This is a genomic window from Kitasatospora sp. NPDC028055 (assembly GCF_040637885.1).
In the GTDB taxonomy this organism is placed as follows: domain Bacteria; phylum Actinomycetota; class Actinomycetes; order Streptomycetales; family Streptomycetaceae; genus Kitasatospora.
Map to the genome: position 1 here is coordinate 77,431 of NZ_JBEZXE010000007.1, position 25,072 is coordinate 102,502.

Consider the following 25,072-nt stretch of genomic DNA (forward strand, 5'->3'; position numbering starts at 1 on the left):
AACGCCGCGGGCCGCCCGGCCGCACCCGGGTTTCGGCCCGTGGAACCCGCCCCTGTCGGCACCAGCCCCTACGCTGGCACGCATGGCAGAGCAGCAGGAGCAGCAGGACGCGGCGGCGCCGACCCCGGACGACGCGCTGGGCTACGAGCACGCCCGGGACGCGCTGCTGGACGTGGTCCGGCAGCTGGAGAACGGCGGCACCTCCCTTGAGGAGTCACTGGCGCTGTGGGAGCGTGGCGAGCAGCTGGCGAAGGTCTGCCAGCGCTGGCTGGACGGCGCCCGGGCCCGACTGGACGCCGCACTGGCCGCCGAGGAGGGCGCGGGCCCGGCCGGGGAGTGACCCGGCCCCGGGTACACGATCCCGAGTACACGATCCCTGGCGCACGGCCCCGGCCTGTGAGGCAGCTCACAAGGGCTTGGGGAATCGTTGAATCTTCACCTATGTTGGAGGAAGCGATCGGCCCCGCCGGTCACCCCGACGAACCCCCTCCCGCATGAGGTGCAAAAGCATGACCACCGACGCCCTGGTACTCGACGCCGCCGCTCAGGACCTGCTGTTCCGCGAGGCCCGCACCGCCAACACCTTCACCGACGAGCCGGTCACCGAGGAGCAGGTCCAGGCCATCTACGACCTGGTCAAGTTCGGCCCGACCGCCTTCAACCAGCAGCCGCTGCGCGTCGTCCTGGTCCGCTCCGCCGAGGGTCGCGAGCGCCTCGTCCAGCACCTGGCGGACGGCAACAAGGCCAAGACCTCCACCGCCCCGCTGGTCGCCATCCTGGCCGCGGACAACGAGTTCCACGAGGAACTGCCGACCCAGTTCCCGCACTTCCCGCAGGCCAAGGACGTGTTCTTCTCCGAGCGCACCGTCCGTGAGCGCTCCGCCGCGCTGAACGGCGCCCTCCAGGCCGCGTACTTCATCATCGGCGTGCGCGCCGCCGGCCTGGCCGCCGGCCCGATGACCGGCTTCGACGCCGAGGGCCTCAACAAGGAGTTCTTCGGCGACGGCGAGCACTCGGTGCTGGCCGTGGTCAACATCGGCAAGCCGGGCGACGACGCCTGGTTCCCGCGCTCCCCGCGCCTGGAGTACGACCAGGTCGTCACCACGGTCTGATCGCACCCCGCGACGGCGAAGGGCCCGCACCGGTTCGTACCGGTGCGGGCCCTTCCGCGTGTCCGGGGCGCCGGGGGTTCCGCGCCCGAGTGGGGCGCCGGGGCCTCCGCGCCCGGGCGGGGCCCGGCGCTACTTGAGCGCCTGGGCCAGCTCGGCCATCTCCTCGTAGGAGGCGGTGCCGGTGATCATGGTGGTGGCCGAACCGGTCTGGACGGTCAGCGCGCGGGCCTTGTCGCCCTGCACCCGGTCCCAGGTGCGCCCGGCGGTGTCCGTGGTGCCGTCCGGCTGGGCGCCGGCGACCTTGTCGGCGAGCAGCTTCTCGCGCGGGACGTCGGCCTGCTCGACCGCCGCGTACTGGCCGGAGGGCGTCACGAAGCCCAGGTGCCAGGCGTTGCCCTTGCCGTTGTTGATGCCGGCCGGCGTGTAGCTGACCGAGGTGGCCCGCCACTTGTCGGACAGCCCCTCCGGGGACAGCAGCGGGTACGGCGCGGCGCGCTTCGCCGAGGCCGCCTCGACCTTGTACGCGACCACGTGCACCGGATCGCCGTTCGCGTCGTGCGGGAGGAACAGGTAACCGATCCAGACGACGAAACCGACCGCCAGCATCGACAGGACCATGTCCCGTACGGTCTGCCGACCCCTCATGCCCTTGCTCTCTGCAGCCACCCACCCATGGTGACTCATCCACACACCGGCCCGGCCACCCGGGGTGTGCACGTACGGGTGAACCGGGACGAACCGGGGCCTTCCGCCCGGGATGGCGACCCGCGCCACAGACAGTCATCTCGTGGGCAGATACGATCGCATCACCCTCACCACGGCGTTCGACCTGGCAGTAGTCGGGCGCTCACTGGCCGTCGCGTACAGAGAGGTAACGACGATGACCACGCAGTACCCGCACCACCTTCCCAGTGCCCTGGAGGTCGCGCCCGAGGCTCCGGACCGGAACCTCGCGCTCGAGCTCGTCCGGGTCACCGAGGCGGCCGCGATGGCCGCCGGCCGGTGGGTCGGCCGTGGCGACAAGAACGGGGCCGACGGCGCCGCCGTGAAGGCCATGCGCACCCTCGTCTCGACCGTCTCGATGAACGGCGTCGTCGTCATCGGCGAGGGCGAGAAGGACGAAGCCCCGATGCTCTACAACGGCGAGCGGGTCGGCGACGGCACCGGCGCCGAGTGCGACGTCGCGGTCGACCCGGTGGACGGCACCACGCTGACCGCCAAGGGCATGGCCAACGCCGTCGCCGTGCTGGCCGTCGCCGACCGCGGCACCATGTTCGACCCCAGCGCCGTGTTCTACATGGACAAGCTGGTCTGCGGCCCCGAGGCCGCCGACTTCGTCGACATCACCGCCCCGCCGGCCGTCAACATCCGCCGGGTCGCCAAGGCCAAGGGCAGCGCCGTCGAGGACGTCACCGTGATGGTGCTCGACCGTCCGCGCCACGACGGCCTGGTCCGGGAGATCCGCGAGGCGGGCGCCCGGATCAAGTTCATCACCGACGGCGACGTGGCCGGCGCCATCATGACCGCCCGCGAGGGCACCGGCGTGGACCTGCTGCTGGGCGTCGGCGGCACCCCCGAGGGCATCATCGCGGCCTGCGCGATGAAGTGCATGGGCGGCGTCATCCAGGGCCGGCTGTGGCCCAAGGACGAGGCCGAGCGGCAGAAGGCCCTCGACGCCGGTCACGACCTGGACCGGGTGCTCACCACCAACGACCTGGTCAGCGGCGAGAACGTGTTCTTCGTCGCCACCGGCATCACCGACGGCGAGCTGCTGCGCGGCGTGCACTACCGCTCGGAGACCGCCACCACCAGCTCGCTGGTGATGCGCTCCAAGAGCGGCACCATCCGTGAGATCAACTCGGTCCACAAGCTGTCGAAGCTGCGGGCCTACAGCGCCATCGACTTCGACCGGGCCAACTGACCCGGACCGGAAGCAGTCGTCCCGACGCGCGGCCCCGGCGGACTCCCCCCTCCGCCGGGGCCGCGCGGCGTATCCGTCCCGGTCGCCGCGGCGACCATCGCAGAAAGTGCGGCCGCGGGTCTTCGGCCCGGCGTCAACCCGCTATCCGGCGCCCGGCCGTGGCCACCCGGGCCGCCTCGCGCAGCTCCGCGTCCCGGCGGCGGCGCCGGGCCAGCACCACCCGCCGCTCGGCGGCCGTCAACCCGCCCCAGACCCCGTACGGCTCCGGCTGGGCCAGCGCGTGCTCGCGGCACTCCAGCAGCACCGGGCAGCGGGCGCACACCTGCTTGGCCTGCTCCTCCCGTGACAACCGGGCCGCCGTCGGCTCCTTCGAGGGCGCGAAGAACAGCCCCACCTCGTCCCGCCGACAGGCCGCACCGGTGTGCCACGGATTGTCCTCACCCGCGGCCTGACCCGCCGTGCCGCCCGGGGGCTGCGGCTGCGGGGGGACGGCCGGACGGCGCTCCAGCAACTGGGCGGCGGCGACTGGCGAGGTGGTGCGGGACTCGATCGGATGCAGCACGGCCGTACTCCTGACGAGGCTCTCGGACACGGGGAACCTCGCTCCCCTGCCCGGCTGCGAGCCCCCGCTGTCCAACGCCCGGGGCGGCCGCTGGGCCGCCTCCGGTGCACAGCCGTAACAAGAAGCGATGTGCGGAAGGAACTACCCCGTCCGGCCGCGATTCATGCACACTGCACGCAATCGACTACGGAGTGCACCGGACACAACGCCGAGTGCCCGACCGGGAGTTGATCCCCGGCCGGGCACCCAAAAGGTCAATTCGGGCTAATCCGTCCCGAGTTGCTTACGCACCCACTCCTTGAGCTTCTTGCCCCGGCGCGGCTTGGCCTCGCAACCGCCGAACAGGGCAAGGCCCTTGACCCGCACGACCGGAGCGTACGGGTCCGCCGCGGTCTGCTCCCGGACGTCGAAACCGCCGAAGATGCCCACCCCGGAACCGAGCAGGGTCACGTTCTCCGGCACCCGGATGTCGACCCCGCCGAACACCGCCGTCACCGTGATCTCCACCTCGGGGGACTCGAAGACGGCGTCGGTCAGGTCGATCTCCACCCCGCCGAACGCGGTGAAGGCCGTCAGGTGCGAGCCCACCCGCCAGCGGCCCTTGCGGGAGGCGCCGCCGAAGATCGCCACCACCGACGGCGCCTCGTGCCGCGCCGGCGGCAGCGGCCTGGCGGGTGCGGGGGCCGGCGCCGCGGCGCCCAGCGGCGGCTTGTCGAAGGACACCGAGCGGTGCGCGGGCAGGTCCCTGGTCAGCGGGACGAGGTCGCCGAAGGTCTTGGCGGCGTACGCGGCCTCGATCCGCTCGGCGTGCTCCTCCGCGTCCAGCCGCCCCTCGGCGTAGGCGTCCCGCAGCAGCTCCGCGACCCGCTCGCGGTCGGCGTCCGAGACCCGCAGCTCCGCCTCCGCCACCGGGGCGGCGGGCGTCCGCGGGGCGGCCACCGGTGCGGGCCGCGGCTCGGGTTCGGGCTTGGTCAGGGGAACGGGCGCCGACACCGGCGGCTGCCCCGGACCGTCCTGCGACGGCGAGTTCTCCGGCGAATTCTCCGGTGTGTTGTCCGGCGTGTAGTTCACGGGCCAAGCCTAGTCGCTCGCACTCCCGCCCGAGTGAGCCCGGTCACGCAAGGCAGACCTGTCCGCATGCGTCCCGCGGCCGGGTCCTACCCTGGATGGTGCTTCGCCGACGCAGCCGGACCACTGGACCCCTAAGGACCGCCCCGATGGCTCCCACGCCAGACTTCGAGTACAGCGACCTGCTCCCCCTGGGCGCTGACCCGACCCCGTACCGCAAGCTCACCTCCGAGGGTGTCTCCACCTTCGAGGCCGGCGGCCGCACCTTCCTCCAGGTCGAGCCCGAGGCGCTGCGCCTGCTCACCGCCGAGGCGATGCACGACATCTCGCACTACCTGCGCCCCGCCCACCTCGCCCAGCTGCGCCGCATCCTGGACGACCCGGAGGCCAGCCCGAACGACCGCTTCGTCGCGCTCGACCTGCTCAAGAACGTCAACATCTCGGCCGGCGGCATCCTGCCGATGTGCCAGGACACCGGCACCGCCATCGTCATGGGCAAGCGCGGCCAGAACGTGCTCACCTCCGGCGCCGACGAGTCCGCCATCGCGCGCGGCGTGTACGACGCGTACACCAAGCTCAACCTGCGCTACTCCCAGATGGCGCCGGTCACCATGTGGGACGAGAAGAACACCGGCAACAACCTGCCGGCCCAGATCGAGCTGTACGCCACCGACGGCGACGCGTACAAGTTCCTCTTCATGGCCAAGGGCGGCGGCTCGGCCAACAAGTCGTACCTGTACCAGGAGACCAAGGCCATCCTGAACGAGGCCAGCATGCTCTCGTTCCTGGAGCAGAAGATCCGCTCCCTCGGCACCGCCGCCTGCCCGCCGTACCACCTGGCCATCGTGATCGGCGGCACCAGCGCCGAGTTCGCGCTCAAGACCGCCAAGTACGCCTCCGCGCACTACCTGGACAACCTGCCGACCGAGGGCAACGCCAGGACCGGGCACGGCTTCCGCGACCTGGAGCTGGAGGCCAAGGTCACCGAGCTGACCCAGAAGATCGGCATCGGCGCCCAGTTCGGCGGCAAGTACTTCTGCCACGACGTCCGCGTGGTCCGCCTCCCCCGCCACGGCGCCTCGCTGCCCGTCGCGATGGCCGTCTCCTGCTCCGCCGACCGCCAGGCGCTCGGCAAGATCACCGCCGAGGGCGTCTTCCTGGAGCAGCTGGAGACCGACCCGGCGAAGTACCTGCCGGACACCACCGACGAGCACCTGGACGAGGACGTGGTGCGCGTCGACCTCGACCAGCCGATGTCCGCGATCCGCGCCGAGCTGTCGAAGCACCCGGTCAAGACCCGGCTCTCGCTCACCGGCACGCTCGTCGTCGCCCGTGACATCGCCCACGCCAAGATCAAGGAGCGCCTGGACGCCGGCGAGGGCATGCCCAAGTACCTCCAGGACCACCCGGTCTACTACGCCGGCCCGGCCAAGACCCCCGAGGGCTACGCCTCCGGCTCCTTCGGCCCCACCACGGCCGGCCGGATGGACTCCTACGTCGACCAGTTCCAGGCCGCCGGCGGCTCGATGGTCATGCTCGCCAAGGGCAACCGCAGCAAGCAGGTCACCGACGCCTGCGCCGCCCACGGCGGCTTCTACCTCGGCTCCATCGGCGGCCCGGCCGCCCGCCTCGCCCAGGACTGCATCAAGAAGGTCGAGGTGCTGGAGTACGCCGAGCTCGGCATGGAGGCCGTCTGGCGCATCGAGGTCGAGGACTTCCCGGCCTTCATCGTCGTCGACGACAAGGGCAACGACTTCTTCCGCGAGACCACCGAGGGCCCGCTGATCACCAACCTGCGGATCCGCTCCAAGGAGTAGCCCCCGCGGAGCGCCCCGCGCCCGCCCCCGCACCGCCCCGGCCGCCCTCCTGCGGCCGGGGCGGTTCCGCTTCTGGCTTGAACCCCGGCCTGTCCCGGTCCGCCCCGGTCCGCCTCAGGCGTCGAAGTCGTACTCCAGGACGTAGGAGGCGGCGTCGAGGATCATCTCGTTGAGTTCGACGACCTGGCCCTCGTCGGCGAAGGCGGTGCGGCAGATCAGGATCACCGGGGTGCCGGCGGAGAGTTCGAGGCGGGCGGCCTCCTCGGCGCCGGGCATCCGGGAGCGGACCTCCTCGCGGAAGTGCACCGGCTTGGCGCCGATCTCGGCCAGCCGGGCGTAGGTGCCGCCGGGGCCGGTGTCCTCGCGGGTGATCGCGGTGCCCGCGACCAGGACGGCCGGCAGGTAGGAGGTGGAGAGCAGCACCGGCTTGCCGTCCAGGACGAAGCGGCGGTGCCGCACGCACATCGGGACGCCCGGCTCCACCCCGAGCACCCGGGCCACGTGCTCGGGCGCGCCCTGCTCGGTGACCGACACCTGGTCGACCACCAGGCTGCGGTTGTCGATGTCCGCGGACCATATCGACCGGCCGGAGCCCCACTGCCCCTGCGCCAGCCGCTGGATGCCGCGCCGGCGCAGCGGCCGGAAGTCCCGGACGAACACCCCGGACCCCTTGCGGGCCTCCGCGATGCCCTCGCTCTGCAGCACGCCGAGCGCCTGACGGGCCGTCATCCGGGCCACGCCGTACTCGTCCATCAGGTCGTTCTCGCCGGGCAGCCGGTCCCCCGCGCGGTAGCGGCCGTGGTCGATGGCAGCCTTGAGGGAGTCGGCGATCCGCTGGTACTTGGGCTGTTTGTCGCCACTGCTGCCGGTCATCGCGCTCCCTCTCCTTCGGACAATCCTAGGCGCGCCCACGGCCGCCGGTAAGGAGATACGACCGTTGACATCTCTAGAGATATTAGCTTCTCTAGAGATGCTGGCCAGTCGCGACAGAGCGAAGGAGCGGTGAGGTGAGCACCCGACAGCGCAACCCCAAGGCCTACCGGCCACAGGTGGGTGACCTCGTCCTCGACCGGAGGACCGGACGCACCGGCATCTACATGGGAACCATCGGCGGCGAGCACTACCTGCGCCCCGAGCACGGCGGTCGCGAATGGACCGCCGAACCGAACCACGTCTCACCCGCCCCCGAGCCCCGCGATTCGGCTGAATGCGATCAGCCCCGGTAATTGCGGCAAAATCCACGCAAACCACGGCATTCGGGCCCCGGTAATCCCCCCGATGAATCCGGAATTCCGGAACGCCCGGGGCCTGCCGCCGGGCACGTTACGGATAACGGCCGTCACCATGCGTGCATCGAGGGTGGGAATCGGCCACCCGATGGACCCGCACACGAATTGGCACGCACAGCACCAGAAGTGCCCCCGCGCCCGGACGGGGACGCGGGGGCACTGGGCGAGGGCCGCTTACGGGTGGCCCATGATGATGTTCTCCGGCTCGTACGTCTTGCCCGGCTCGCCGGTGGCCGGTGCGGCGGGGTCCTCCGCGCCCTCGCCGCCGAACAGGTCGTTCTCGATCGCCGCCTTCTCGGCGTCGGTCGGCACGGCATAGTCGGTCGGGCGCGAGGTCACGGCAACCGCACCCTCGACAGCCTTGCCCGCCTCCACAGCGGTGGCCGGAGCCTCGGTCTTCGTCCCAGTGTCGGGCGTCGACGGCGCCGGGTTCGCGCTCGGGTCGTTGGCCATTGGGCGGCCGCCTTTCGGTCATCAAATGTGTTCAGCCCGACCTCCGTGGCACGGGCGCGGGGACAGTATCGTAGGGTTGATTAAATGTCCGATAAACATCGTGCGGCCTGCGGTGCCGTCCGGCAGAGTCGGGCGTCCGCCTAAGCTGAACCACCACGGCGGACCGCCGAGCGCCCTTTCACGGAATCAACACGACAGGCCATCGGGGGACTTCATGGAGTTTCGGGAGACGCCGCAGGCACCTGCGCTGCGCTTCCAAGTCCTCGGTCCGGTCCAGGCCTGGCTCGACGGCAAACCCCTCTCCCTCGGCTCCCCCCAGCAGCAGGCCGTTCTCACGACTCTCCTGCTGCACTCCGGACGCCCGGTCACCACCCAGGACCTGGTCGACGCCCTCTGGGGCGACCGGCCCCCGACCCAGGCCGTGGCCGCGCTCCGCACCTACGTCTCGCGTCTGCGTTCCGTCATCGAGCCGCAGCGGGAAGTTCGCCGCCCCGCCGAACTGCTGGTCTCCATCGCCGACGGGTACGCCCTGCGCATCCCGGGCGAGGCCCTCGACCTCTCGGTCTTCGAGCGGCTCTCCGCCGAGGCCGCGGCCGCCCGCACCTCGGGCGACAAGCGCGAGGCCCACCGACTGTTCGCCCAGGCGCTCGACCTGTTCAGCGGCCGTCCGCTGACCGGCATCCCCGGTCCGTACGCGGACGCCCAGCGGCTCCGGCTGGCCGAACGCCAGGTCACCGTCGCCGAGGAGCTGTGCGCCGCGGCCCTCGACATCGGTCTGCACGCCGAGATCGTCGTCGAGCTCAACAACCTGACGGCCGAGCACCCGCTGCGCGAACGGCTGCGCGAGCTGCTGATGCTGGCGCTCTACCGCTGCGGCCGGCAGGCCGAGGCGCTCGGTGTCTACACCGACACCCGCAAGCTCCTGATCGAGGAGCTCGGGGTCGAACCGGGCGTCGGCCTGTCGTCGATGCACAACCGCATCCTCGCCGCCGACCCGACGCTCACGCTCACGACCGTTCCCGCCCCGGCCCCCCGCGAGGACGGCCCGACCGCGCCTCCGGCACCGGCCCAACTTCCCGCTGACGTCTCGGACTTCAGCGGACGCTCCGAGCTGGTGGGCGAGCTCTCGGCAGTCCTGATGAACGCCACCGGCCAAGCCGTGCTGGTGACCTCGTTGGCAGGCATCGGCGGCGTCGGGAAGACCACTCTCGCCGTCCACGTCGCTCACCGTGTCCGCGCCGAGTTCCCGGACGGGCAGCTGTACGTCGACCTGCGCGGAGCCGGCACCTCGCCCGCGGACCCGGTGGTGGTCCTGGGTGACTTCCTGCACGCGCTGGGTGTCACCGACAGTCCCGACTCGCTCGAACAGCGCGCCGCCCTCTACCGTTCGCTGCTCGCCAGCCGACGGATGCTGATCCTGCTCGACAACGCGCGCGACGCCGAGCAGATCCGACCGCTGATCCCCGGCGTCTCCGGTTGCGCCGTCCTCGCCACCAGCCGCTCCCGGCTGGCCGGAATCCCAGGCGCCCAGCTGTTCGACGTCGAGGAGCTGACCCCGGAGGAGGCCCTGGCACTGTTCTCGGCCATCGTCGGCGAACACCGCGTCATCGCCGAGCCGGAGGCGGCCATGAAGGTCGTCACTGCCTGCGGCTTCCTGCCGCTGGCGGTTCGCATCGCCGCGGCCCGTCTTGCCAGTCGCCCCCGCTGGAGCGTCTCCGACCTGGCCCGTCGGTTAGCCGACCAACGCCGGAGACTGGACGAACTCCAGCTCGGCAACCTCGCCGTGGAGACCACCATCGGGCTCGGCTACGGACAGCTGTCCGTGGACGAGGCCCGCGCCTTTCGGCTCCTCGCCCTGATCGACTCGCCCGACATCCCGCTGGCGGCCGCCGCGGCGCTGCTCGGCGTGGACGAGTACACCGCCGAGGACCTCGCCGAGGCGCTGGTCGAGGCGAACATGTTGGAGTGCTTCGCGCCCGGCCGCTACCGCTACCACGACCTGCTCCGGCTCTACGCCCAGCGGAAGAACGAGCGGATCGGGGACACCGGGGAACAGGAGCAGGCAGTGATGCGGCTGCTCGACCTGTTGATCCCCACGGTGCGCAACGCGGCCCGGACCATTGAACCGGACGACGCCGAGCCGGAGCTGCTGACCGCGCCCTCCGCTCCGGGAATGGGCCTGCCGACCAGCAGCTCCGCTCAGGACTGGCTCCGGACCGAGAGCGCTCTGCTGCTCAATGCCATGGCCGCGGCGGCGAACGGGAGCACCGGTTCGCAGCACGCGGCGATCGACCTGCTGATCCTGCTGTACGGTCTCGGCCCGGACCCCACGCACGGCCCCCAGATGCGACCGATCCTGGAGTCTCTCAGTCGCGAGGCGGAGCAGCGGAGAGACTCCGCCGCACTTGCCCGGCTGCATTTCGCCCTCGGCGCGCTGAAAGCCGTCACCAGCGACTTCCAGAATGCGGAGCACTCACTGCGTCGCAGCCTCGATCACCAGGAACCGGAGGACCCGTCAGTCCTGCTGCTGGCCACCGCCAACACCTTGGGCGTGATCCTCAGTGTGGGGAACCGTCCGGCTGAGGCACTGCCGTTCCTGGAACAGGCCCTGTCCATCAACCGGCAGGTCGGAACCGCGTTCGGTGAGGCGCGGATCGTCAGCAACCTCGCCCGGGTCCAGCATCGACTCGGCATGACGGACACGGCGATCCGCTCGGCCGGGGATGGTGTCGCAGCCGCCCGGGCATCCAAGAACGGCCCGCTGCTCGCCCAAACGCTCTACCAGCTGGGCGTGGTGCTCTCCAGTGCCGAGGCCGTCCCGCACCTGCGCGAGGCCCACCGGCTCTACCAGTCCCAGGGCAACGCGCTCTGGGAGGGCTACACCCTGGCCCGCCTCGCCTCCGCACTGCTCGCCGCCGAGCAGCCGGCCGAAGCTGCCGAGGCAGCAGGCGAGTCACTGGCAATAGGGCAGGAGATGGCTTCCGACTACTGCCAGGGCCTCGCCAACGCCGCGCTCGGCGAGGCGCTGCTCGCCCTCGCCCAGCCGGCCCGCGGGCTCGCCTGTCTGCAGGAGGCGCACGCGATCTTCACGCGGCTCGGTGTGCCGGAGGCCTCCCCCGTGGCGGACCTCATCTCCCGACAGCACACCGAGCCCTTCTCTTCTCCCCCCGCGCCTTGAGGCCTCCGCTCCCCCGCGGAGCACCTCCCCCGATCCGCGCGTCGGCGCTCCCGCAGCCCCCCGGCTGCGGGAGCGCCCTCAACGCTTCCCCGGCGCTGGTCATTACTGTGCACCCCGCCGATTGACGTTCGATAAACGTCCGATTGTCAGCCTGCGGACCGGCGAAACCGCAGGTCAGCGACGCCCGACCCGGCGCGCCGTGCGGCGTGCGGGGCCGCTCGCACCACCCGGCCCGCACCCCCGTGCTTCCGCGGACCCGTCCCACATCGGCCCAAGCATGACGAGTTGGCCGGAAAGGGACCCCATGGCGCAGTGATCGCGCATATTCTCAGATGCCAGTACACACACGAGTGTCTGCCGGCAACGGGTCGGGGTGCAGGCCGCCTGTGTGATGCGGGGAGCGTGACGTACCGCCACCGGCAGCGGCCCAGGAGGCTGCGGAGGAGCCGACCGGAGGCCACGGGTGGAAGGGTGCCTCTCAACGTGACGACCGGACAGATATCCGACGCGTTCCCGGTCGGCGAGGACGCGGGCGACGACGGTCCCGACGGCCCCGAGGGCCCCGACGTGCGGCGACGCCGGGCGGCCCGGGCCCTGCAGGCGGTCGCCTTCGACACCATCGGTGCCGGGTACGGCGAGGCCTTCCCCGCCAAGGACGGCCAGTTGGAGTGCGGGCGGCGGCTGCTCGCCGAGCTGGAACCCGGCGCCCGGGTGCTGGACGTGGGCTGCGGCACCGGCGAGCCGACCGTGGGCCAGCTGACCGCCGGCGGGCTGCGGGTGACCGGGATAGACCTCTCGGACGTGATGCTGACGCTGGCCCGCCGGGCTCGGATCGAGGGAGCGCACCCGGCCGAGTTCCACCGCATCGACCTGTACGATCTGGCCACCGAGCGCGCCGACCGGGTGTGGGGCGTGCCCGCGCTGGGGTCGGCGGGCCGCGGCACCTTCGCCGCCGTCACCGCGTTCTTCTCGCTGATCCTGCTGCCGCAGGACGAGATCCCGATCGTACTCGGCCGGTTGCGCGAACTCCTGCGGCCGGGCGGACTGCTGGTGCTCGGTATGGTCGAGGCGGACCTGGATCACGTTCCGCTTCCGTTCCTTGGCAGAGAGCTGCGGATCAGTGGGTATCTGAGGGAGGATCTGGAACGGGTCCTGGTCGCGGCCGGCTTCGCCGTCGAGGAGTGCTCGGGGCATCCGTACGCGCCGGCCAGTACCACGCTGCCGCCGGAGGAACAGCTGTTCCTGTGCTGTCGACGCGTCGGCTGACCGACCAGAGGGCCAGAACAGCTCACCGTCCAGACCTCCCGACCACACCGAATCCAGGACAGGCAGCCGTGCGCGACCAGCTCAAGACCGAGGCGGAGCAGCCGCCCGCCGTCCCGGGTCAGCGCGTCCGGATCCCGGCCCGGCCGGACGAACCGGTCAGGGCCGCGGCCCCGGCGAAGCCTCCGACGGCGCGGCCGGACCGTACCGGGGCGGCGGACGGCCTGGCGGACCGGCTCGCCTACCTCGACGCGGCGACCCGGCGGATCAACAGCGCCCTCGACCTGGCCGCGACCCTGCGCAACATCGGCCGGGTGCTGGTGCCGACCCTCGCCGACGCCGCCGTCGTCCACCTGCGCGACCCGCTGCCCAACGTGGAGCGCGAGCCCGGCTTCCCGGAGGAGCTGCGGATCCACCACAGCACCGGCACCCGGATCGGCCGCCGCGGCCGCAAGAGCGGCGCGGACGACCGGCACCGCTCGCGCTTCGGCTCCCGCTCGACCGCGGACACCGGCCCGGCCACCCCGGTCACCCGGGGCGGTGCGCTGGCGCACATCCTGCTGAGCCGCCGGCCCGCCGAGTCCGCCGTCCTGGGCACGCCCGCCGCCGAGCGCACCGAGGCGCTGCTGCGCGAGGTGTACGGCCCCCGCGGGCTGGCCCGGCTGGCGGCCGGCACCTCGGTGGTGGCCCTGCCGCTGCGCGGCCGCAAGGCCGTCCTCGGTCTGCTGGTGCTGATCCGCCGGCCCCCTGAACGCACCGGCCGGCCGGCCTTCGACGCGGCCGACACCGCGACCGCCGCGCACCTGGCGACCCAGGCGGGGCTGGCGGTGGACACCGCGCTGCGGTACGCCCGCGAGTGGGAGATAGCCAACGAACTCCAGCGCAGCATGCTGCCGTTGCGGCTGCCGCAGTCGCACGGCGTCCGGCTCGCCCAGCGCTACCTGCCCGGTGAGCGCGGCGCCCAGGTCGGCGGCGACTGGTACGACGCGGTGCCGCTGCCCGGCAACCGGGTCGCCCTGATCGTCGGCGACGTGATGGGCCACTCGCTCACCTCGGCCGCCATCATGGGCCAACTCCGTACCAGCGCACAGACCTTGGCCGCGCTCGACCTGCCGCCGCACGAGGTGCTCTACCACCTGGACGAACAGGCCCAGCGGCTCGGCCGCGAGCAGCACCTGGCCACCTGCGTGTACGCGGTGTACGACCCGATCGCCAACCGGGTGGTGCTGGCCAACGCCGGGCACGTCCCGCCGGTGCTGGTCCGCCCGGACGGCACGGCCGAGTTGGTGGAGCTGGACTCCGGGGCGCCGATCGGGGTCGGCGGGGTGGACTTCAACTCGGTCGAGCTGCCCGCGCCGCCCGGATCGGCGCTGCTGCTGTTCACCGACGGCCTGGTGGAGACCCGCACCCGCCCGCTCAGCGACGGCCTGGAGGTGCTCCGCGCGCGGATCGCGGCCGCTCGCTGGCAGTCCCCCGAGCAGCTGTGCCAGGAGGCGCTGCGGATCCTGCCGCCCGGGGACCGCGGCGACGACATCGCCCTGCTGGGCGCCTGCTTCGACGGCATCCCGGCCGGGGACGTCGCCCACTGGTACCTGCAGCCGCGCAACGAGACGCCGGGCCGGGCCCGTCGGCTGGCCGCGCACACGCTGCGCCGCTGGGGGCTGGACGAGCTGAGCGAGGCGACCGAGCTGATGGTCAGCGAGCTGGTGACCAACGCCGTCCAGCACGCGACCCGCCCGGTCACCCTGAGCCTGGTGCGCACCACCCGGCTGCGCTGCGAGGTCGGCGACGACAGTCCGCTGCTGCCGCGGCCGCGCCGTACCGGTCCGGAGGACGAACGCGGACGCGGGCTGCAGATAGTGGCCCGGTGCGCGGACCGCTGGGGCGCCACCCGGCTGGGCACCGGCAAGGTGGTCTGGTTCGAGCAGCGGCTGCCCGCCGGGACGTGACGGTGCCCGGCGGGAGCGGATCCCACCGGGCACCGTCACGCCATCGGACCCACCGGGCACCTCCGAGCCCTCAGCCGCGCCGGGCCCGCCGAGCCGTCAGACCCCGGCGGGCTCCCTCGCCGACCGGCGCTCCTCCTCCAGCCGGGCGATCAGCTGCTCACCCTCCATGTCGACCTTCGGAACGACCTTCTCCAGCCGCTTGGGGAACCACCAGGCCGCCTTGCCGAACAGCGCCATCGCGGCCGGCACCAGGGCCATCCGCACCACGAAGGCGTCCACCAGCACGCCCACCGCGAGGGCGAAGCCGATCGGCTGGACGATCGGGTCGTGCCCGAACACGAAGGCACCGAACACCGAGATCATGATCAGCGCGGCCGCCGTCACCACCCGGGCGCCGCCCTTCACCCCGCCGACGACCGCCTCGCGCGGCGCCTTGCCGTGGACGTACTGCTCCTTCATCCCGGAGACCAGGAACAGCTCGTAGTCCATCGCCAGCCCGAACAGCACGCCGATCAGCAGGATCGGCACGAAGCTGACCACCGGGCCGACCTTGGGCACGTCGATCAGGCCGTCCAGCCAGCCCCACTGGTAGACCGCGACCACCGCGCCGAGCGAGGCCAGGATGCTGAGCAGGAAGCCCAGCACCGCCTTGAGCGGCACCAGCACCGAGCGGAAGGCCAGCGCCAGCAGCACCAGGGCGATGCCGACGATCACCGCGACGAACGGCGGCAGGGCCTGGCCGAGCTTGCTGGAGACGTCGATGTTGGCGGCGGTGGTGCCGGTGACGGCGATGCCCGCGCCGGTCGCGGCCCGGATCCCGTCGCGCTGGTCACGGATCTCGTTGACCAGCGCCCGGGTGTCCTGGTGGTCCGGGCCGGTCTTCGGGATGACCGGCACCAGGGCGGTGCCGCTGGCCGCGTCGACCTTCGGCGGCAGCAGCGTCCGCACGCCCGGCAAGCCCTGGAGCCGGCCCGCCACCTCCTGGACGGCCTGCTCGGGGCGCGGTGCGCCGTGGGCGTCGACGACCACCACCAGCGGCGCGTTGAAGCCCGGGCCGAAGCCGTCGCTGACCAGGTCGTACGCCTTGCGGGCGTCCGTGCCGACGGCCTGTGAGCCGCCGCCCGGCAGGCCGAGGTCCAGGCTCGCGGCGGGCACCGCCAGGGTGCCCAGCCCGGCCAGGCCGACCAGCAGCACGGGCAGCGGGCGGCGGACCACGAAGCGGGCCCAGCGCTCGCCGACGGTGACCTTGCCGTGGGTGGTCAGCGCCCGCTTCCAGACCGGCAGCCGGTCGATCGCGCGGCCGGTGAAGCCGAGCACCGCGGGCAGCAGGGTGATCGCGACCAGGACGGCCACCACGACGGCGCCGGAGGCGGCCAGGCCCATCACGGTGAGGAACGGGACGCCGGCGACGGCCAGTCCGGCGAGCGCCACGACCACGGTCAGCCCGGCGAAGACGACGGCGCTGCCGGCGGTCGCGGTGGCCCGGGCGGCGGACTCCTCGGGCTCCAGGCCCTCGGCCAGGTGGCGGCGGTGGCGGAACAGGATGAACAGGGCGTAGTCGATGCCGACCGCGAGGCCGACCATCAGGGCCAGCACCGGCGCGGTGGTGATGATCTCGAACGAGCCGGTGAGCGCCAGCAGCCCGGCCATCGCGACGGCGACGCCGACCAGCGCGGTCAGCAGCGGCAGCCCGGCCGCGACCAGGGTGCCGAGGGTGATCACCAGCACCAGCCCGGCCACCACCAGGCCGATCGCCTCGGAGCCGCCCTCGATCTGGGCGAACTTGTTGTACGCGTCGCCGCCGAAGGCCACCTCCAGCCCGGCCGCGCGGGCCGGCTCGGCGGCGGCCCGGACGGCGTCCCGCTGCTGGTCGGTGACCTCGGCGAGCTTGTGGTCGAAGGAGACCAGCGCGATCGCGACCCTGCCGTCCGGGGAGACCGCGCCGGTGGCGTACGGGTCGGGCACCGCGGCCACGCCGGGGACGTGGGCGATCCGGGAAACGGCCTCGCCGACCGCCTTGCCGGTCTCGGGCGAGGCGATGCCGCCGGGCGCCGGGGCGGCGAAGACCACCTGGGCGGAGCCGTGGCCCTGCTCGGGGAAGGTGTCCTTGATCCGGTCCAGGGTGGCCTGGGCCTCGGTACCCGGGACCTTGAATTCGTCGCTGGTGCTGCCCGCGAGGGCGCCCGCGGCCCCACCCACGGCGATCAGCAGCGCGACCCAGACGGCCAGCACGGCGCGCCTTCTCCGGAAGCAGTAACGGCCCAGTCGGTACAGGTACGTGGCCAAGGTCTGACCCCTCGCGGTGCGGTCGGCGGACGGGCGGATGCCAGGCGGGTGCCTGAGCGAACCCCTCCCACGGTAGACCTAACTTTGTCAGGTGACAAAGTTGACCGACCAAATCGATCGACACAGTTGCCCGACCATGGCGCTACCCTGGCTGAATGGCTCATGTCCCCGCCTCCGAACGCCGACCGCAGCTGGTCCGGGCCGCGATCGACCTGATGACCCGGGAAGGGGTCTCCGCCGGCAGCACCCGCGCGATCGCGGCGGAGCTGGGCGTGGCACAGGCGACGGTGCACTACACCTTCGGCACCAAGAAGGACCTCTACCGGGCCGTCGTCGAGGAGGTCACCGCCCAGTTCATCGAGCAGGTGCGCGCCGCCTCACCCGGCGACGGACCCTTCGGCGACCAGATCCGCACCCTGGTCCACGCCCTTTGGGAGGCCGCCACCGGCGAGGACGGGCGGTGCATCCTGCTCAGCGAGTTCGAGACGCTGGCGATGCGCGACCCGGACGTCCGGGAGATCATGCTCGGGCTGCAGCACGCCATGGAGGGCACCGCCACCGAGATGCTCACCGCCCTCGCCGGCGCCCACGGGTTGACCCTGGCGCTGCCCGCCGACCGGATCGCCGCCCACTTCCTGACCGGCTTCGACGGCCTGACAGCCCGCCACCTGATCCGGAGCCTGCCGGGCGAGGCGCCCGCGCCGGACACCCTGGAGGCACTTGACCTGCTGGTGGCGACCACGGTCGGCCTCTGCCTCGGCGCGCCGGCGGCGCACTGACGCCTCAGGGCCCGTCGACGATCCGGACCGGCAGCTCGGCCAGCACCTCGCGCAGCGCCGCACCGAAGCGCTCGTACTCGGCGCTGCGGGCCGAACCCGGCCGGACGGCCAGCCCGATCCGGCGGCCGGGCGCCGGGGCGGCGAACCGTACGGCGGCGAGCCGGTCGGTGCGGCCGGCCTCGACGTCCAGCGCGGTGGCCGGCAGCAGGGTCACCCCGAGCCCCCCGGCCACGAGTTGGACCAGGGTGGACAGGCCCGCCGCGCGGGTGGTGGAGCCGGCCGGGTCGGCGCCGACCTCACGGCAGATGTCGAGGGCCTGGTCGCGCAGGCAGTGGCCCTCCTCCAGCAGCAGCACGTCCAGGTCGAGCAGCACGTCACGCGGCACGTCGATCCGCCCGGCGAGCGGGTGCCCGGGCGGGGTGACCAGGACGAAGTCCTCGTCGAACAGCGGGATGTCCCGGGTCGGCGAGGAGCCGCCGGCCGGGAGCGCGAGCAGCAGGACGTCCAGCCGGCCGGCGGCCAGGCCCTCCAGCAGCGAGGGGGTGCGCTCCTCGTGGACGTGCAGCTCCAGCTCCGGGAAGCGGTCGCGGACCAGCCGCAGCACGGTGGGCAGCAGGTACGGTGCGACGGTCGGGATCACCCCGAGGTGCAGCGGTCCGGTGAACGGACGGCGGGCGGCGTCGACCTCCTCGGTGAGGGCTTGCAAGGAGGCGAGCACCCGGCGGGCGTGCTCGTGCACACGCTCCCCCAGCGGAGTGACGATCACCTTGCGCGTCGTACGCTCGACCAGCTGCGCGCCCAGCGACTCCTCCAGCGCCGCGACCGCCCCGGACAGCGCCGGCTGACTGGTCCCGGTGGCGGCGGCGGCCTCCCGGAAGTGCCGGTGCTCCGCCACCGCGACGAAGGCCTTGAGCTGGGCGACCGTCGGTGTGCGCGGGGTACGGACTGTGGTGCTCCCCACAGCCGCCTCGGGTTTGGCGGCGGCGGCCCCGCGCCGGGCAGGCCGAGAGAGGGGTGATTCAGTACTGATAGCAATCTCCGATCAGACACATCAAGTGTAGCTATTTCCCTGATCAGTCCACGATGTGGAATGGTGGGTGCCGTCCGGAATCCGGACAAAACTCCCCGCAGTCTCATCCTCAGGAGAAGCGAACGTGCTCACGATCGGCGACAAGTTCCCCGAGTTCGACCTCAAGGCCTGTGTCGACCTGGATGCCGCGAGCGCCTTCGCCGACATCGACCACAAGACCTACGAGGGCAAGTGGAAGATCGTCTTCTTCTGGCCGATGGACTTCACCTTCGTCTGCCCGACCGAGATCGCCGCGTTCGGCAAGCTGAACGACGAGTTCGCCGACCGTGACGCCCAGATCCTCGGCGTCTCCGGCGACTCCGAGTTCGTGCACCACGCCTGGCGCAAGGACCACAAGGACCTGCGCGACCTGCCCTTCCCGATGCTGGCCGACATCAAGCACGAGCTGATGCGCGCCTGCGGCGTCGAGGGCGAGGACGGCACCGCCCAGCGCGCCGTGTTCATCGTCGACCCGAACAACGAGATCCAGTTCGTCATGGTCACCGCCGGCTCCGTCGGCCGTAACCCCAAGGAGGTCCTGCGGGTGCTGGACGCCCTGCAGACCGACGAGCTGTGCCCGTGCAACTGGAACAAGGGCGAGGACACCCTCGACGCCCAGGCCCTCCTGGCGGGCTGACCCATGGCCCTCGACGACCTGAAGGCCGCCCTTCCGGACTACGCCAAGGACCTCAAGCTCAACCTGGGCTCGGTCATCGGCAACTCCGACCTCCCCGCCCAGCAGCTCTGGGGCACCGTGCTGTCCTGCGCGATGGCCACCCGCAGCCCCGGCCTGCTGCGCGAGCTGGAGCCCGAGGCCAAGGCCAACCTCTCCCCGGAGGCGTACACCGCCGCCAAGGGCGCGGCCGCGATCATGGGGATGAACAACGTCTACTACCGGACGCTGCACCTGCTCTCCGACAAGGAGTACAGCACGATGCGGGCCGGTCTGCGGATGAACATCATCGGCACCCCGGGCGTCGAGAAGATCGACTTCGAGCTCTGGTGCTTCGCCGTCTCGGCCATCAACGGCTGCGGCCAGTGCCTCGACTCGCACGAGGCCGTGCTGCGCAAGGCCGGCGTCGACCGTGAGGTCATCCAGGCCTCGATGAAGATCGCCGCCGTCCTCCAGGCCGTGGCCGGCGTCCTCGACTCCGAGGCCGCCCTCGCCGACGTCAACGCCTGACCCACCCGCACCACCCGAGGGGCCCCTCCGCACGGAGGGGCCCCTCGGCGTTTCCGGCCCCCGGCAGGCCCAACTCGGCTACAGTGCAAGGCGATCCGTGCACAACCCATGGTCCGGAGGGGAACCGAGGTGTCCGACCACCCGGAGAACTGCGGGGGCTTCCAGCTCGACGCCGGGCTGCTCCACCAGGCCGCCGGAGCGGCCCGCGAGACGGCGGCCCCGATCCCGGGCCAGACCGGGGCCGTGCTCGACTCGTCCCGCCAGGCCGTCGCCGGCCTGCCCGGACTCCGGTGCGCCGCCGCGCTCGACAGCTGCACGGGCGCCTGGCACACCCTCCTGAACGACCTCCACAGCACGATGAGCCGCCACGGCCGGCACCTCGAAACGGCCGCCCACGGCTACCGGGACGCCGACCACCGGGCCGCCACCGGGTTCGACCCCACGACGGCACAACGGCACGACTTCGTCCGGCACTTCGGGTAGCGGGGCCGACGGCGTGGACCTCGCGACCCTGCGCGACACCGACTTCGGCCTGCTCCACGGCACCGCCGACGCGTACGACCGGCTGCACGGCGAGTTCGGGCAGCACCTGGAGAACTGGCGCACCGGGGTCGACCGACGCGTCGCCGCCACCGGATGGACCGGCCCCACCGGCGACGCGGCGACACCGGCCCTCCGGCTCACCACCGGCGAGTTGACGGCCGCCCGGACCGAGCTCGGCCGGATCGGCAAGACCCTCCGGGCCGGGGCGGACGCCCTCGTCCTCGCCCAGTCGGCCCTCCGCAAGGCCCTGGAGGACGTCCGGAGCGCCGACATGGCGGTCGACGAGCACGGCGCGGTCAGCTGGCAGGCCCCGTCCGCCGCCGACCGGCACGACCCCGACCACCGAAGGTCCCGCGACCGGACCGCCGGGATCCTCGCCGCCCGCATCACCACCGCCCTCACCGAGGCCGACACCGTCGACCGGGCCCTCGCCGCCCGGCTCCGGCACTACGCCACCCGCGCCCAGGACGGCACCGGCCTCGACCCGGCCGTGGCGAGCCGGGACCGACTCGACCCGACGCTGGCCCCGCTCGACCTGCTGTCCGGCGCCGTCCCCGGCCCCGGCGCCCCGCCCGCCGAGGTCAACGCCTGGTGGAACGGCCTCCCCGCCGACCGGCAGCAGTGGATCGTCGCCGAGCACCCGGAGCTCGTGGGCAACCGCGACGGCATCCCCGCCCTCGCCCGCGACCGGGCCAACCGGATCCTGCTGCGCCGGTACATCGAGGAGTACGCGCGGGACGGATCCCCGGCTACCGGGCAGGGCCGGCGGAAACTCGAGGGCTTCCGGAGGATCGAAGAGCGGCTGCTGGACTCAGCGGGGCAGGAGCCCCCGGTCCTCCTGCTCGGCATCGGCGACGAAGGCCAGGGGCGCGGCATCATCTCCTTCGGCAACCCCGACACCGCCGACGACGTCACCTCCCTGGTCGGCGGCCTGGGCACCGACCTCCAGCGCATCGGCGGCGGCGACGCGGACCGGGCGAAAGCCGTGTACGACGCGGCCCAGCGCGCCGACCCGACCCGCAGCACCGCGTCCATCGCCTGGCTGGGGTACGACGCGCCGCTCAGCTTCCCGGAGGCCGGCGACCTGAGCCGCGCGCAGGGCGGCGTCGACGCCTACCGCAGGTTCCTCGAAGGGCAGCGCGTCACCCACCAGGGCGCACCGGCCCATGTCACGGCCGAGGGCCACAGCTTCGGTTCGCTCCTGGTCGGCCTCGCCGCGAGGAAACCGACCGGGATCGCGGCCGACGACGTCATCCTGGTCGGCAGTCCCGGCACCGACGCCTTCCACGCCTCCGAGTTCTCCGTGGGAGCCGATCACACCTACGTCGGCGCCGCCTCCTGGGACCACATCTCGCACCTGGGCTGGTTCACCAGGGATCCGGCGAGCGTCGACTTCGGCGCCCACCGCTTCGCCGTGGACGGCGGGTCCCCCGACTTCACCGCGCACTCGTCCTACTGGGACGACGGCCCGGGCGAGGACCGCACCTCGGTCGACAACATCGGACGGATCGTCAGCGGCCACGCCAGCCGGATCACCCCGGCGGCCGGACGTCATGACTGACCTTCGCCCCGGCACCCCGCGGGAGCCGCAGTAGCCACAGGTGGACGGTACTGGTCACCGTCCTCCGGGCAACGGTCTCCCTCGCCGCCGTACTGTCCGCCCTGTCCGCCCTGTCCGCCCTCGGTCAGTCGGTGGCCGGCTGAGCCGCCGCCGGCCGGGTGGCGGCCGTGCGTTCGGCGGCCTCACGGGCGGCTTCGAGGGCGGTGAAGACCGCCTGACCGGCCTCGTTGCGGCGGCGCAGGTGGCCGACCACGGTGTTGGTGACGGCGATCAGCGGCACGGCGACGACCGCGCCGCCGATGCCGCCGATGATGCCGCCGGCCGCGACGCCGAGGACCACGCCGAGCGGGTGGACCCGGACGGCGCGGCCGAGGATGAGCGGCTGGAGGATGTGGCTCTCCACCTGCATCACCGCGATCAGGACGACCAGCACCATCAGCGCCGTCCACGGCCCCTGGGTGACCAGGGCGATCAGGACGGCGACCGTGCCGGTGACGAGGGCGCCGACCAGCGGGACGAAGGCGCCCAGGAAGATGATCACGGCCAGCGGCATGGCCAGCGGCACGCCCAGCAGGTCGACGCCGATGCCGATGCAGAGCGCGTCGATGAAGGCCACGCAGACGGTGCCGCGCACGTACGCGGTGAGCGTGGTCCAGGCCTTGGGCCCGGCTCCGGCCATCGCGAAGCGGGACTGCCGGGGCAGGCCGCGCAGCGCCCAGTTCCAGATCCTGGAACCGTCGTAGAGGAGGAAGAAGGTGGTGAAGAAGGTCATCAGCAGCGCGGTCAGGATCTCGACGGCGATCTGCGCGCCGGTGATCGAGGCCGAGGTGAGCTGATCGGTGTTGGTGGTGATCGCCTTGGTGATCTGGTCGGCGAAGTCCTTGATCTGCTGCTGGGTCAGGTGCAGCGGCCCGGTGATCAGCCAGTCCCGGAGCTGGTTGACGCCGTCCTTCACCTGGGCGGTGACGTCCGGCAGGTTGGTGGACACCTGCCAGACCACGAACCAGCCGACCAGTCCGATCCCGGCCAGACCGCTGAGGAAGACCCCGCCGGCCGCGAGCGAGCGCGGCACCCCGCGCCGGCGCAGCCAGGAGACCGAGGGCTCCAGCAGCGCGGTGATCAGCAGCGAGGCCAGCACCGAGAAGGCGACCAGCCGCAGCATGTCGACGACGTAGAAGACGACGTAGAGCGCGGCGCCGAGCAGCAGCAGCCGCCAGGTCGACTCGGCGGCGACCCGCAGTCCCCACGGCACCGCCTCGGCGGGGGTGGCGGGCCGGCCGGGGTGGTACTCGCGGCCGAATCCGCTGTGCGCGGGGGGCGTGGCCGTCGCGGGCGCCGGGGCCTCCGCGACGGCCTCGGCGTCGGCCTCGGCCGCGGGCGCCACCCCGGCGGCAAGCGGCGCGGCCGCCGGCGCGGGGTCGGTGCGCGGCACCGGGACGGGGCCGGGCGCCTCGGCGAGGGCCGGTACGGGGAGCTCGTGCGGGTCGGCCGCCATCGCGGCGCGCCGGCGCCGTTCGATCACGGCGGCCGCACTCGCCACCACGGCCATGCCCTTGGCCACGGCCTTGAAAGCCTTTCCGCCCCGCGCCATCCTCGCTACCACCGCTTCCCTGCCGGATCCGCCGAGCCCGGCGGCAACGCCGTGGGTCGCACCACGGCCGTCAGGGATGACGCTACCCGGCGGGGACGGGGCGAGTCCGCCCGCCGTGGGGTTCGGCTTCGATCGCTTCACCCCACGAAACAGGACAAAACGCCAGGTTCCAGGTGGTTTCGCCCCGGCGCGACGGGGGAGGACTTCGAACGGGATACCGAGTCGTCCCATCGGGCCGACCGGTGCCGTAGGGCCCGGTCGTCCGGATCAACCCATCCATCCCATGTGAGCCAACCGCCGGCGGACCGGCCGGTGCGGGGAGCTACCAGGACCCCTCCCCGCGCCCCGCGTCCGCACCAGGACCGCACCGCCCGTGGGCGCCTTGGTCAGCGCAGCCCGGGCGGCGCGGCCCGCCCTTTCCCGGCCGCCCCACCCGGCGCGCCCGGGAACGCCGCGGCCCCCGGCTGCTCGTCGAACGGGACGAGCGGCCGGGGGCCGCGGGGAGTCGCGCCACCCGGGGGCGGCGGTCCTCCTAGTACCAGCTGTGGGCCTGCCAGAACGACCAGGCGCCGCAGGGGCTGCCGTAGCGGCTGTTCATGTAGCTGAGGCCCCACTTGATCTGGGTGGCCGGGTTGGTCCGCCAGTCGGCACCGGCCGAGGCCATCTTGGAGCCGGGCAGCGCCTGGACCAGGCCGTAGGCGCCGGAGCCGCTGTTGGTCGCGGTGTAGTCCCAGCCGCTCTCGCGCTTCACGATCTGGCTGAAACACTGGAACTGGGTGTCGTTGCCGACGATCTGCCGGGCCATGTCCTGGACGGAGCCGGGGCTGACCGAGACGGGGGGCGCGCTGTTGTCCACCGCGGACATCGCCGACCGCGCCTTGGAGCGGTTGGCGGCGGCGTCGGCGGCGGCCCGCTGGTCGGCGGCGGCCTTGGCGGCCTTGTCCGCGTCGGCCTTGGCCTGGGCGTCGGCCTTCGCCTGGGCGTCCGCGGCGGCCTTCTGGCGCGCGGCCTCCTCGGCGGCCTTCTGCTCGGCGGCAGCCTTGGCGGCGGCGTCGGCGGAGGCCTGCTGGGCGGTCGCCTGCTGGCCGATGTTGTCACTGATGGCCTGTGCCTGGGAGCCAGAGGGGACTTCGGCGAGCAGGGTCGCGCCGGCGACGTCGACCGTCTGCGTGGTCTTGCCCTCGCTGCCCGAGGCCATGCCCACGACGGCACCGACAGCGGTGACCGCGGTGGCAGAGGCCACAGCAACTCCCCGGACCGAGATCCGAGTCACATGGATTCCTTCCAGCATCGCCCACGCGTGACCGTGCGGACGCAACATGCCCCTTGGCACGGACCTCCGCAGGTGCTCTGGTCACGGGAGGTACTGGCCCGGCGTCCGGTCGGATTGCGGCGACCGGGCGTTGGAATCGGGCGGCGTACGGCTCAACGGTCTTCAATTGTGTGTC

General features: G+C 72.6%; 22 protein-coding genes. 13 read left to right on the forward strand and 9 right to left on the reverse strand.

Annotated elements, in window-relative coordinates:
- Nucleotides 1–82 precede the first annotated feature (82 nt).
- Together AB0F71_RS11190 and AB0F71_RS11195 are read left to right on the forward strand one after the other, a co-directional pair.
- Entirely contained in the window at nt 83–340 is a 258-nt protein-coding gene (locus tag AB0F71_RS11190) for an exodeoxyribonuclease VII small subunit (RefSeq protein WP_360230956.1), read from the forward strand.
- Nucleotides 341–509: 169 nt separating this feature from the next.
- The gene (locus AB0F71_RS11195; protein WP_360230958.1) at nt 510–1,112 is read left to right on the forward strand and encodes a malonic semialdehyde reductase; all 603 of its coding nucleotides are present in this window, start codon (nt 510–512) and stop codon (nt 1,110–1,112) included.
- A gap of 129 nt (nt 1,113–1,241) precedes the next feature.
- Here AB0F71_RS11195 and AB0F71_RS11200 read toward each other — a convergent pair whose 3' ends face one another.
- Nucleotides 1,242–1,778, reverse strand: a complete 537-nt coding sequence (locus AB0F71_RS11200) for a DUF4245 domain-containing protein (protein WP_360230960.1) — start codon at nt 1,776–1,778, stop codon at nt 1,242–1,244.
- 214 nt (nt 1,779–1,992) lie between these two features.
- Here AB0F71_RS11200 and glpX point away from each other — a divergent pair, with 214 nt between their 5' ends.
- A complete protein-coding gene (glpX, locus tag AB0F71_RS11205) occupies nt 1,993–3,033 on the forward strand; it encodes a class II fructose-bisphosphatase (protein WP_360230962.1) in 1,041 nt (346 codons plus the stop codon).
- A gap of 133 nt (nt 3,034–3,166) precedes the next feature.
- Here the strand turns inward: glpX and AB0F71_RS11210 are convergent, their stop codons facing one another.
- Both AB0F71_RS11210 and AB0F71_RS11215 read right to left on the reverse strand, forming a co-directional pair.
- Nucleotides 3,167–3,595: a WhiB family transcriptional regulator gene (locus AB0F71_RS11210; protein ID WP_360230964.1), complete on the reverse strand. Its 429-nt coding sequence runs from the start codon at nt 3,593–3,595 to the stop codon at nt 3,167–3,169.
- Nucleotides 3,596–3,859: 264 nt separating this feature from the next.
- Nucleotides 3,860–4,534, reverse strand: coding sequence for a DUF1707 domain-containing protein (locus AB0F71_RS11215; protein WP_360231301.1), 675 nt, complete (start codon nt 4,532–4,534; stop codon nt 3,860–3,862).
- A gap of 278 nt (nt 4,535–4,812) precedes the next feature.
- Here AB0F71_RS11215 and AB0F71_RS11220 point away from each other — a divergent pair, with 278 nt between their 5' ends.
- Nucleotides 4,813–6,480, forward strand: coding sequence for a fumarate hydratase (locus tag AB0F71_RS11220; protein ID WP_360230966.1), 1,668 nt, complete (start codon nt 4,813–4,815; stop codon nt 6,478–6,480).
- Between the two features lie 114 nt (nt 6,481–6,594).
- Here AB0F71_RS11220 and AB0F71_RS11225 read toward each other — a convergent pair whose 3' ends face one another.
- A complete protein-coding gene (locus AB0F71_RS11225) occupies nt 6,595–7,353 on the reverse strand; it encodes a GntR family transcriptional regulator (RefSeq protein WP_360230968.1) in 759 nt (252 codons plus the stop codon).
- Between the two features lie 134 nt (nt 7,354–7,487).
- Between AB0F71_RS11225 and AB0F71_RS11230 the strand changes: the two genes are divergently transcribed.
- Nucleotides 7,488–7,706, forward strand: a complete 219-nt coding sequence (locus AB0F71_RS11230; protein ID WP_360230970.1) for a hypothetical protein — start codon at nt 7,488–7,490, stop codon at nt 7,704–7,706.
- A gap of 237 nt (nt 7,707–7,943) precedes the next feature.
- Here the strand turns inward: AB0F71_RS11230 and AB0F71_RS11235 are convergent, their stop codons facing one another.
- A complete protein-coding gene (locus AB0F71_RS11235; RefSeq protein WP_360230972.1) occupies nt 7,944–8,222 on the reverse strand; it encodes a hypothetical protein in 279 nt (92 codons plus the stop codon).
- A gap of 214 nt (nt 8,223–8,436) precedes the next feature.
- Between AB0F71_RS11235 and AB0F71_RS11240 the strand changes: the two genes are divergently transcribed.
- The 3 genes from AB0F71_RS11240 to AB0F71_RS11250 all read left to right on the forward strand — a co-directional run bounded on the left by AB0F71_RS11240 (nt 8,437) and on the right by AB0F71_RS11250 (nt 14,612).
- The gene (locus AB0F71_RS11240) at nt 8,437–11,400 is read left to right on the forward strand and encodes a BTAD domain-containing putative transcriptional regulator (protein ID WP_360230974.1); all 2,964 of its coding nucleotides are present in this window, start codon (nt 8,437–8,439) and stop codon (nt 11,398–11,400) included.
- 483 nt (nt 11,401–11,883) lie between these two features.
- Complete coding sequence (locus tag AB0F71_RS11245) at nt 11,884–12,666, forward strand: class I SAM-dependent methyltransferase (RefSeq protein ID WP_360230976.1); 783 nt, start codon at nt 11,884–11,886, stop codon at nt 12,664–12,666.
- Between the two features lie 68 nt (nt 12,667–12,734).
- Nucleotides 12,735–14,612 carry an ATP-binding SpoIIE family protein phosphatase gene (locus AB0F71_RS11250; protein ID WP_360230978.1) on the forward strand — a complete coding sequence of 626 codons (1,878 nt, stop codon included), beginning with the start codon at nt 12,735–12,737 and terminating at the stop codon, nt 14,610–14,612.
- Nucleotides 14,613–14,708: 96 nt separating this feature from the next.
- Here AB0F71_RS11250 and AB0F71_RS11255 read toward each other — a convergent pair whose 3' ends face one another.
- On the reverse strand, nt 14,709–16,898 hold the full coding sequence (locus AB0F71_RS11255; RefSeq protein ID WP_360230980.1) for an MMPL family transporter: 2,190 nt from the start codon (nt 16,896–16,898) through the stop codon (nt 14,709–14,711).
- Nucleotides 16,899–17,053: 155 nt separating this feature from the next.
- On the opposite strand from AB0F71_RS11255, the gene AB0F71_RS11260 reads away from it, so the two are divergent.
- Nucleotides 17,054–17,677, forward strand: coding sequence for a helix-turn-helix domain-containing protein (locus AB0F71_RS11260; protein WP_360230982.1), 624 nt, complete (start codon nt 17,054–17,056; stop codon nt 17,675–17,677).
- A gap of 4 nt (nt 17,678–17,681) precedes the next feature.
- Here AB0F71_RS11260 and AB0F71_RS11265 read toward each other — a convergent pair whose 3' ends face one another.
- Nucleotides 17,682–18,638 (reverse strand): LysR substrate-binding domain-containing protein, encoded by a 957-nt coding sequence (locus AB0F71_RS11265; protein ID WP_360230984.1) that lies wholly within the window; start codon nt 18,636–18,638, stop codon nt 17,682–17,684.
- 193 nt (nt 18,639–18,831) lie between these two features.
- Here AB0F71_RS11265 and AB0F71_RS11270 point away from each other — a divergent pair, with 193 nt between their 5' ends.
- The 4 genes from AB0F71_RS11270 to AB0F71_RS11285 all read left to right on the forward strand — a co-directional run bounded on the left by AB0F71_RS11270 (nt 18,832) and on the right by AB0F71_RS11285 (nt 22,033).
- Nucleotides 18,832–19,383 (forward strand): peroxiredoxin, encoded by a 552-nt coding sequence (locus AB0F71_RS11270; protein ID WP_350506050.1) that lies wholly within the window; start codon nt 18,832–18,834, stop codon nt 19,381–19,383.
- 3 nt (nt 19,384–19,386) lie between these two features.
- A complete protein-coding gene (locus AB0F71_RS11275) occupies nt 19,387–19,929 on the forward strand; it encodes an alkyl hydroperoxide reductase (protein ID WP_360230986.1) in 543 nt (180 codons plus the stop codon).
- A 129-nt stretch (nt 19,930–20,058) separates the two neighbouring features.
- A complete protein-coding gene (locus tag AB0F71_RS11280; RefSeq protein WP_360230988.1) occupies nt 20,059–20,412 on the forward strand; it encodes a hypothetical protein in 354 nt (117 codons plus the stop codon).
- A 13-nt stretch (nt 20,413–20,425) separates the two neighbouring features.
- Nucleotides 20,426–22,033 (forward strand): alpha/beta hydrolase, encoded by a 1,608-nt coding sequence (locus AB0F71_RS11285; RefSeq protein ID WP_360230990.1) that lies wholly within the window; start codon nt 20,426–20,428, stop codon nt 22,031–22,033.
- Between the two features lie 124 nt (nt 22,034–22,157).
- Here the strand turns inward: AB0F71_RS11285 and AB0F71_RS11290 are convergent, their stop codons facing one another.
- Nucleotides 22,158–23,624 carry an AI-2E family transporter gene (locus AB0F71_RS11290; RefSeq protein ID WP_360230992.1) on the reverse strand — a complete coding sequence of 489 codons (1,467 nt, stop codon included), beginning with the start codon at nt 23,622–23,624 and terminating at the stop codon, nt 22,158–22,160.
- A gap of 532 nt (nt 23,625–24,156) precedes the next feature.
- Nucleotides 24,157–24,897: a transglycosylase SLT domain-containing protein gene (locus tag AB0F71_RS11295; protein ID WP_360230994.1), complete on the reverse strand. Its 741-nt coding sequence runs from the start codon at nt 24,895–24,897 to the stop codon at nt 24,157–24,159.
- Nucleotides 24,898–25,072: the final 175 nt, after the last annotated feature.

Bases quoted from the DNA above. Each gene is read 5' to 3' on its own strand.
- glpX (WP_360230962.1), top strand. From the start codon at position 1,993: ATGACCACGCAGTACCCGCACCACCTTCCCAGTGCCCTGGAGGTCGCG.
- AB0F71_RS11220 (WP_360230966.1), top strand. From the start codon at position 4,813: ATGGCTCCCACGCCAGACTTCGAGTACAGCGACCTGCTCCCCCTGGGC.
- AB0F71_RS11195 (WP_360230958.1), top strand. From the start codon at position 510: ATGACCACCGACGCCCTGGTACTCGACGCCGCCGCTCAGGACCTGCTG.
- AB0F71_RS11260 (WP_360230982.1), top strand. From the start codon at position 17,054: ATGGCTCATGTCCCCGCCTCCGAACGCCGACCGCAGCTGGTCCGGGCC.
- AB0F71_RS11240 (WP_360230974.1), top strand. From the start codon at position 8,437: ATGGAGTTTCGGGAGACGCCGCAGGCACCTGCGCTGCGCTTCCAAGTC.
- AB0F71_RS11275 (WP_360230986.1), top strand. From the start codon at position 19,387: ATGGCCCTCGACGACCTGAAGGCCGCCCTTCCGGACTACGCCAAGGAC.
- AB0F71_RS11225 (WP_360230968.1), bottom strand. From the start codon at position 7,353: ATGACCGGCAGCAGTGGCGACAAACAGCCCAAGTACCAGCGGATCGCC.
- AB0F71_RS11290 (WP_360230992.1), bottom strand. From the start codon at position 23,624: ATGGCGCGGGGCGGAAAGGCTTTCAAGGCCGTGGCCAAGGGCATGGCC.
- AB0F71_RS11235 (WP_360230972.1), bottom strand. From the start codon at position 8,222: ATGGCCAACGACCCGAGCGCGAACCCGGCGCCGTCGACGCCCGACACT.
- AB0F71_RS11190 (WP_360230956.1), top strand. From the start codon at position 83: ATGGCAGAGCAGCAGGAGCAGCAGGACGCGGCGGCGCCGACCCCGGAC.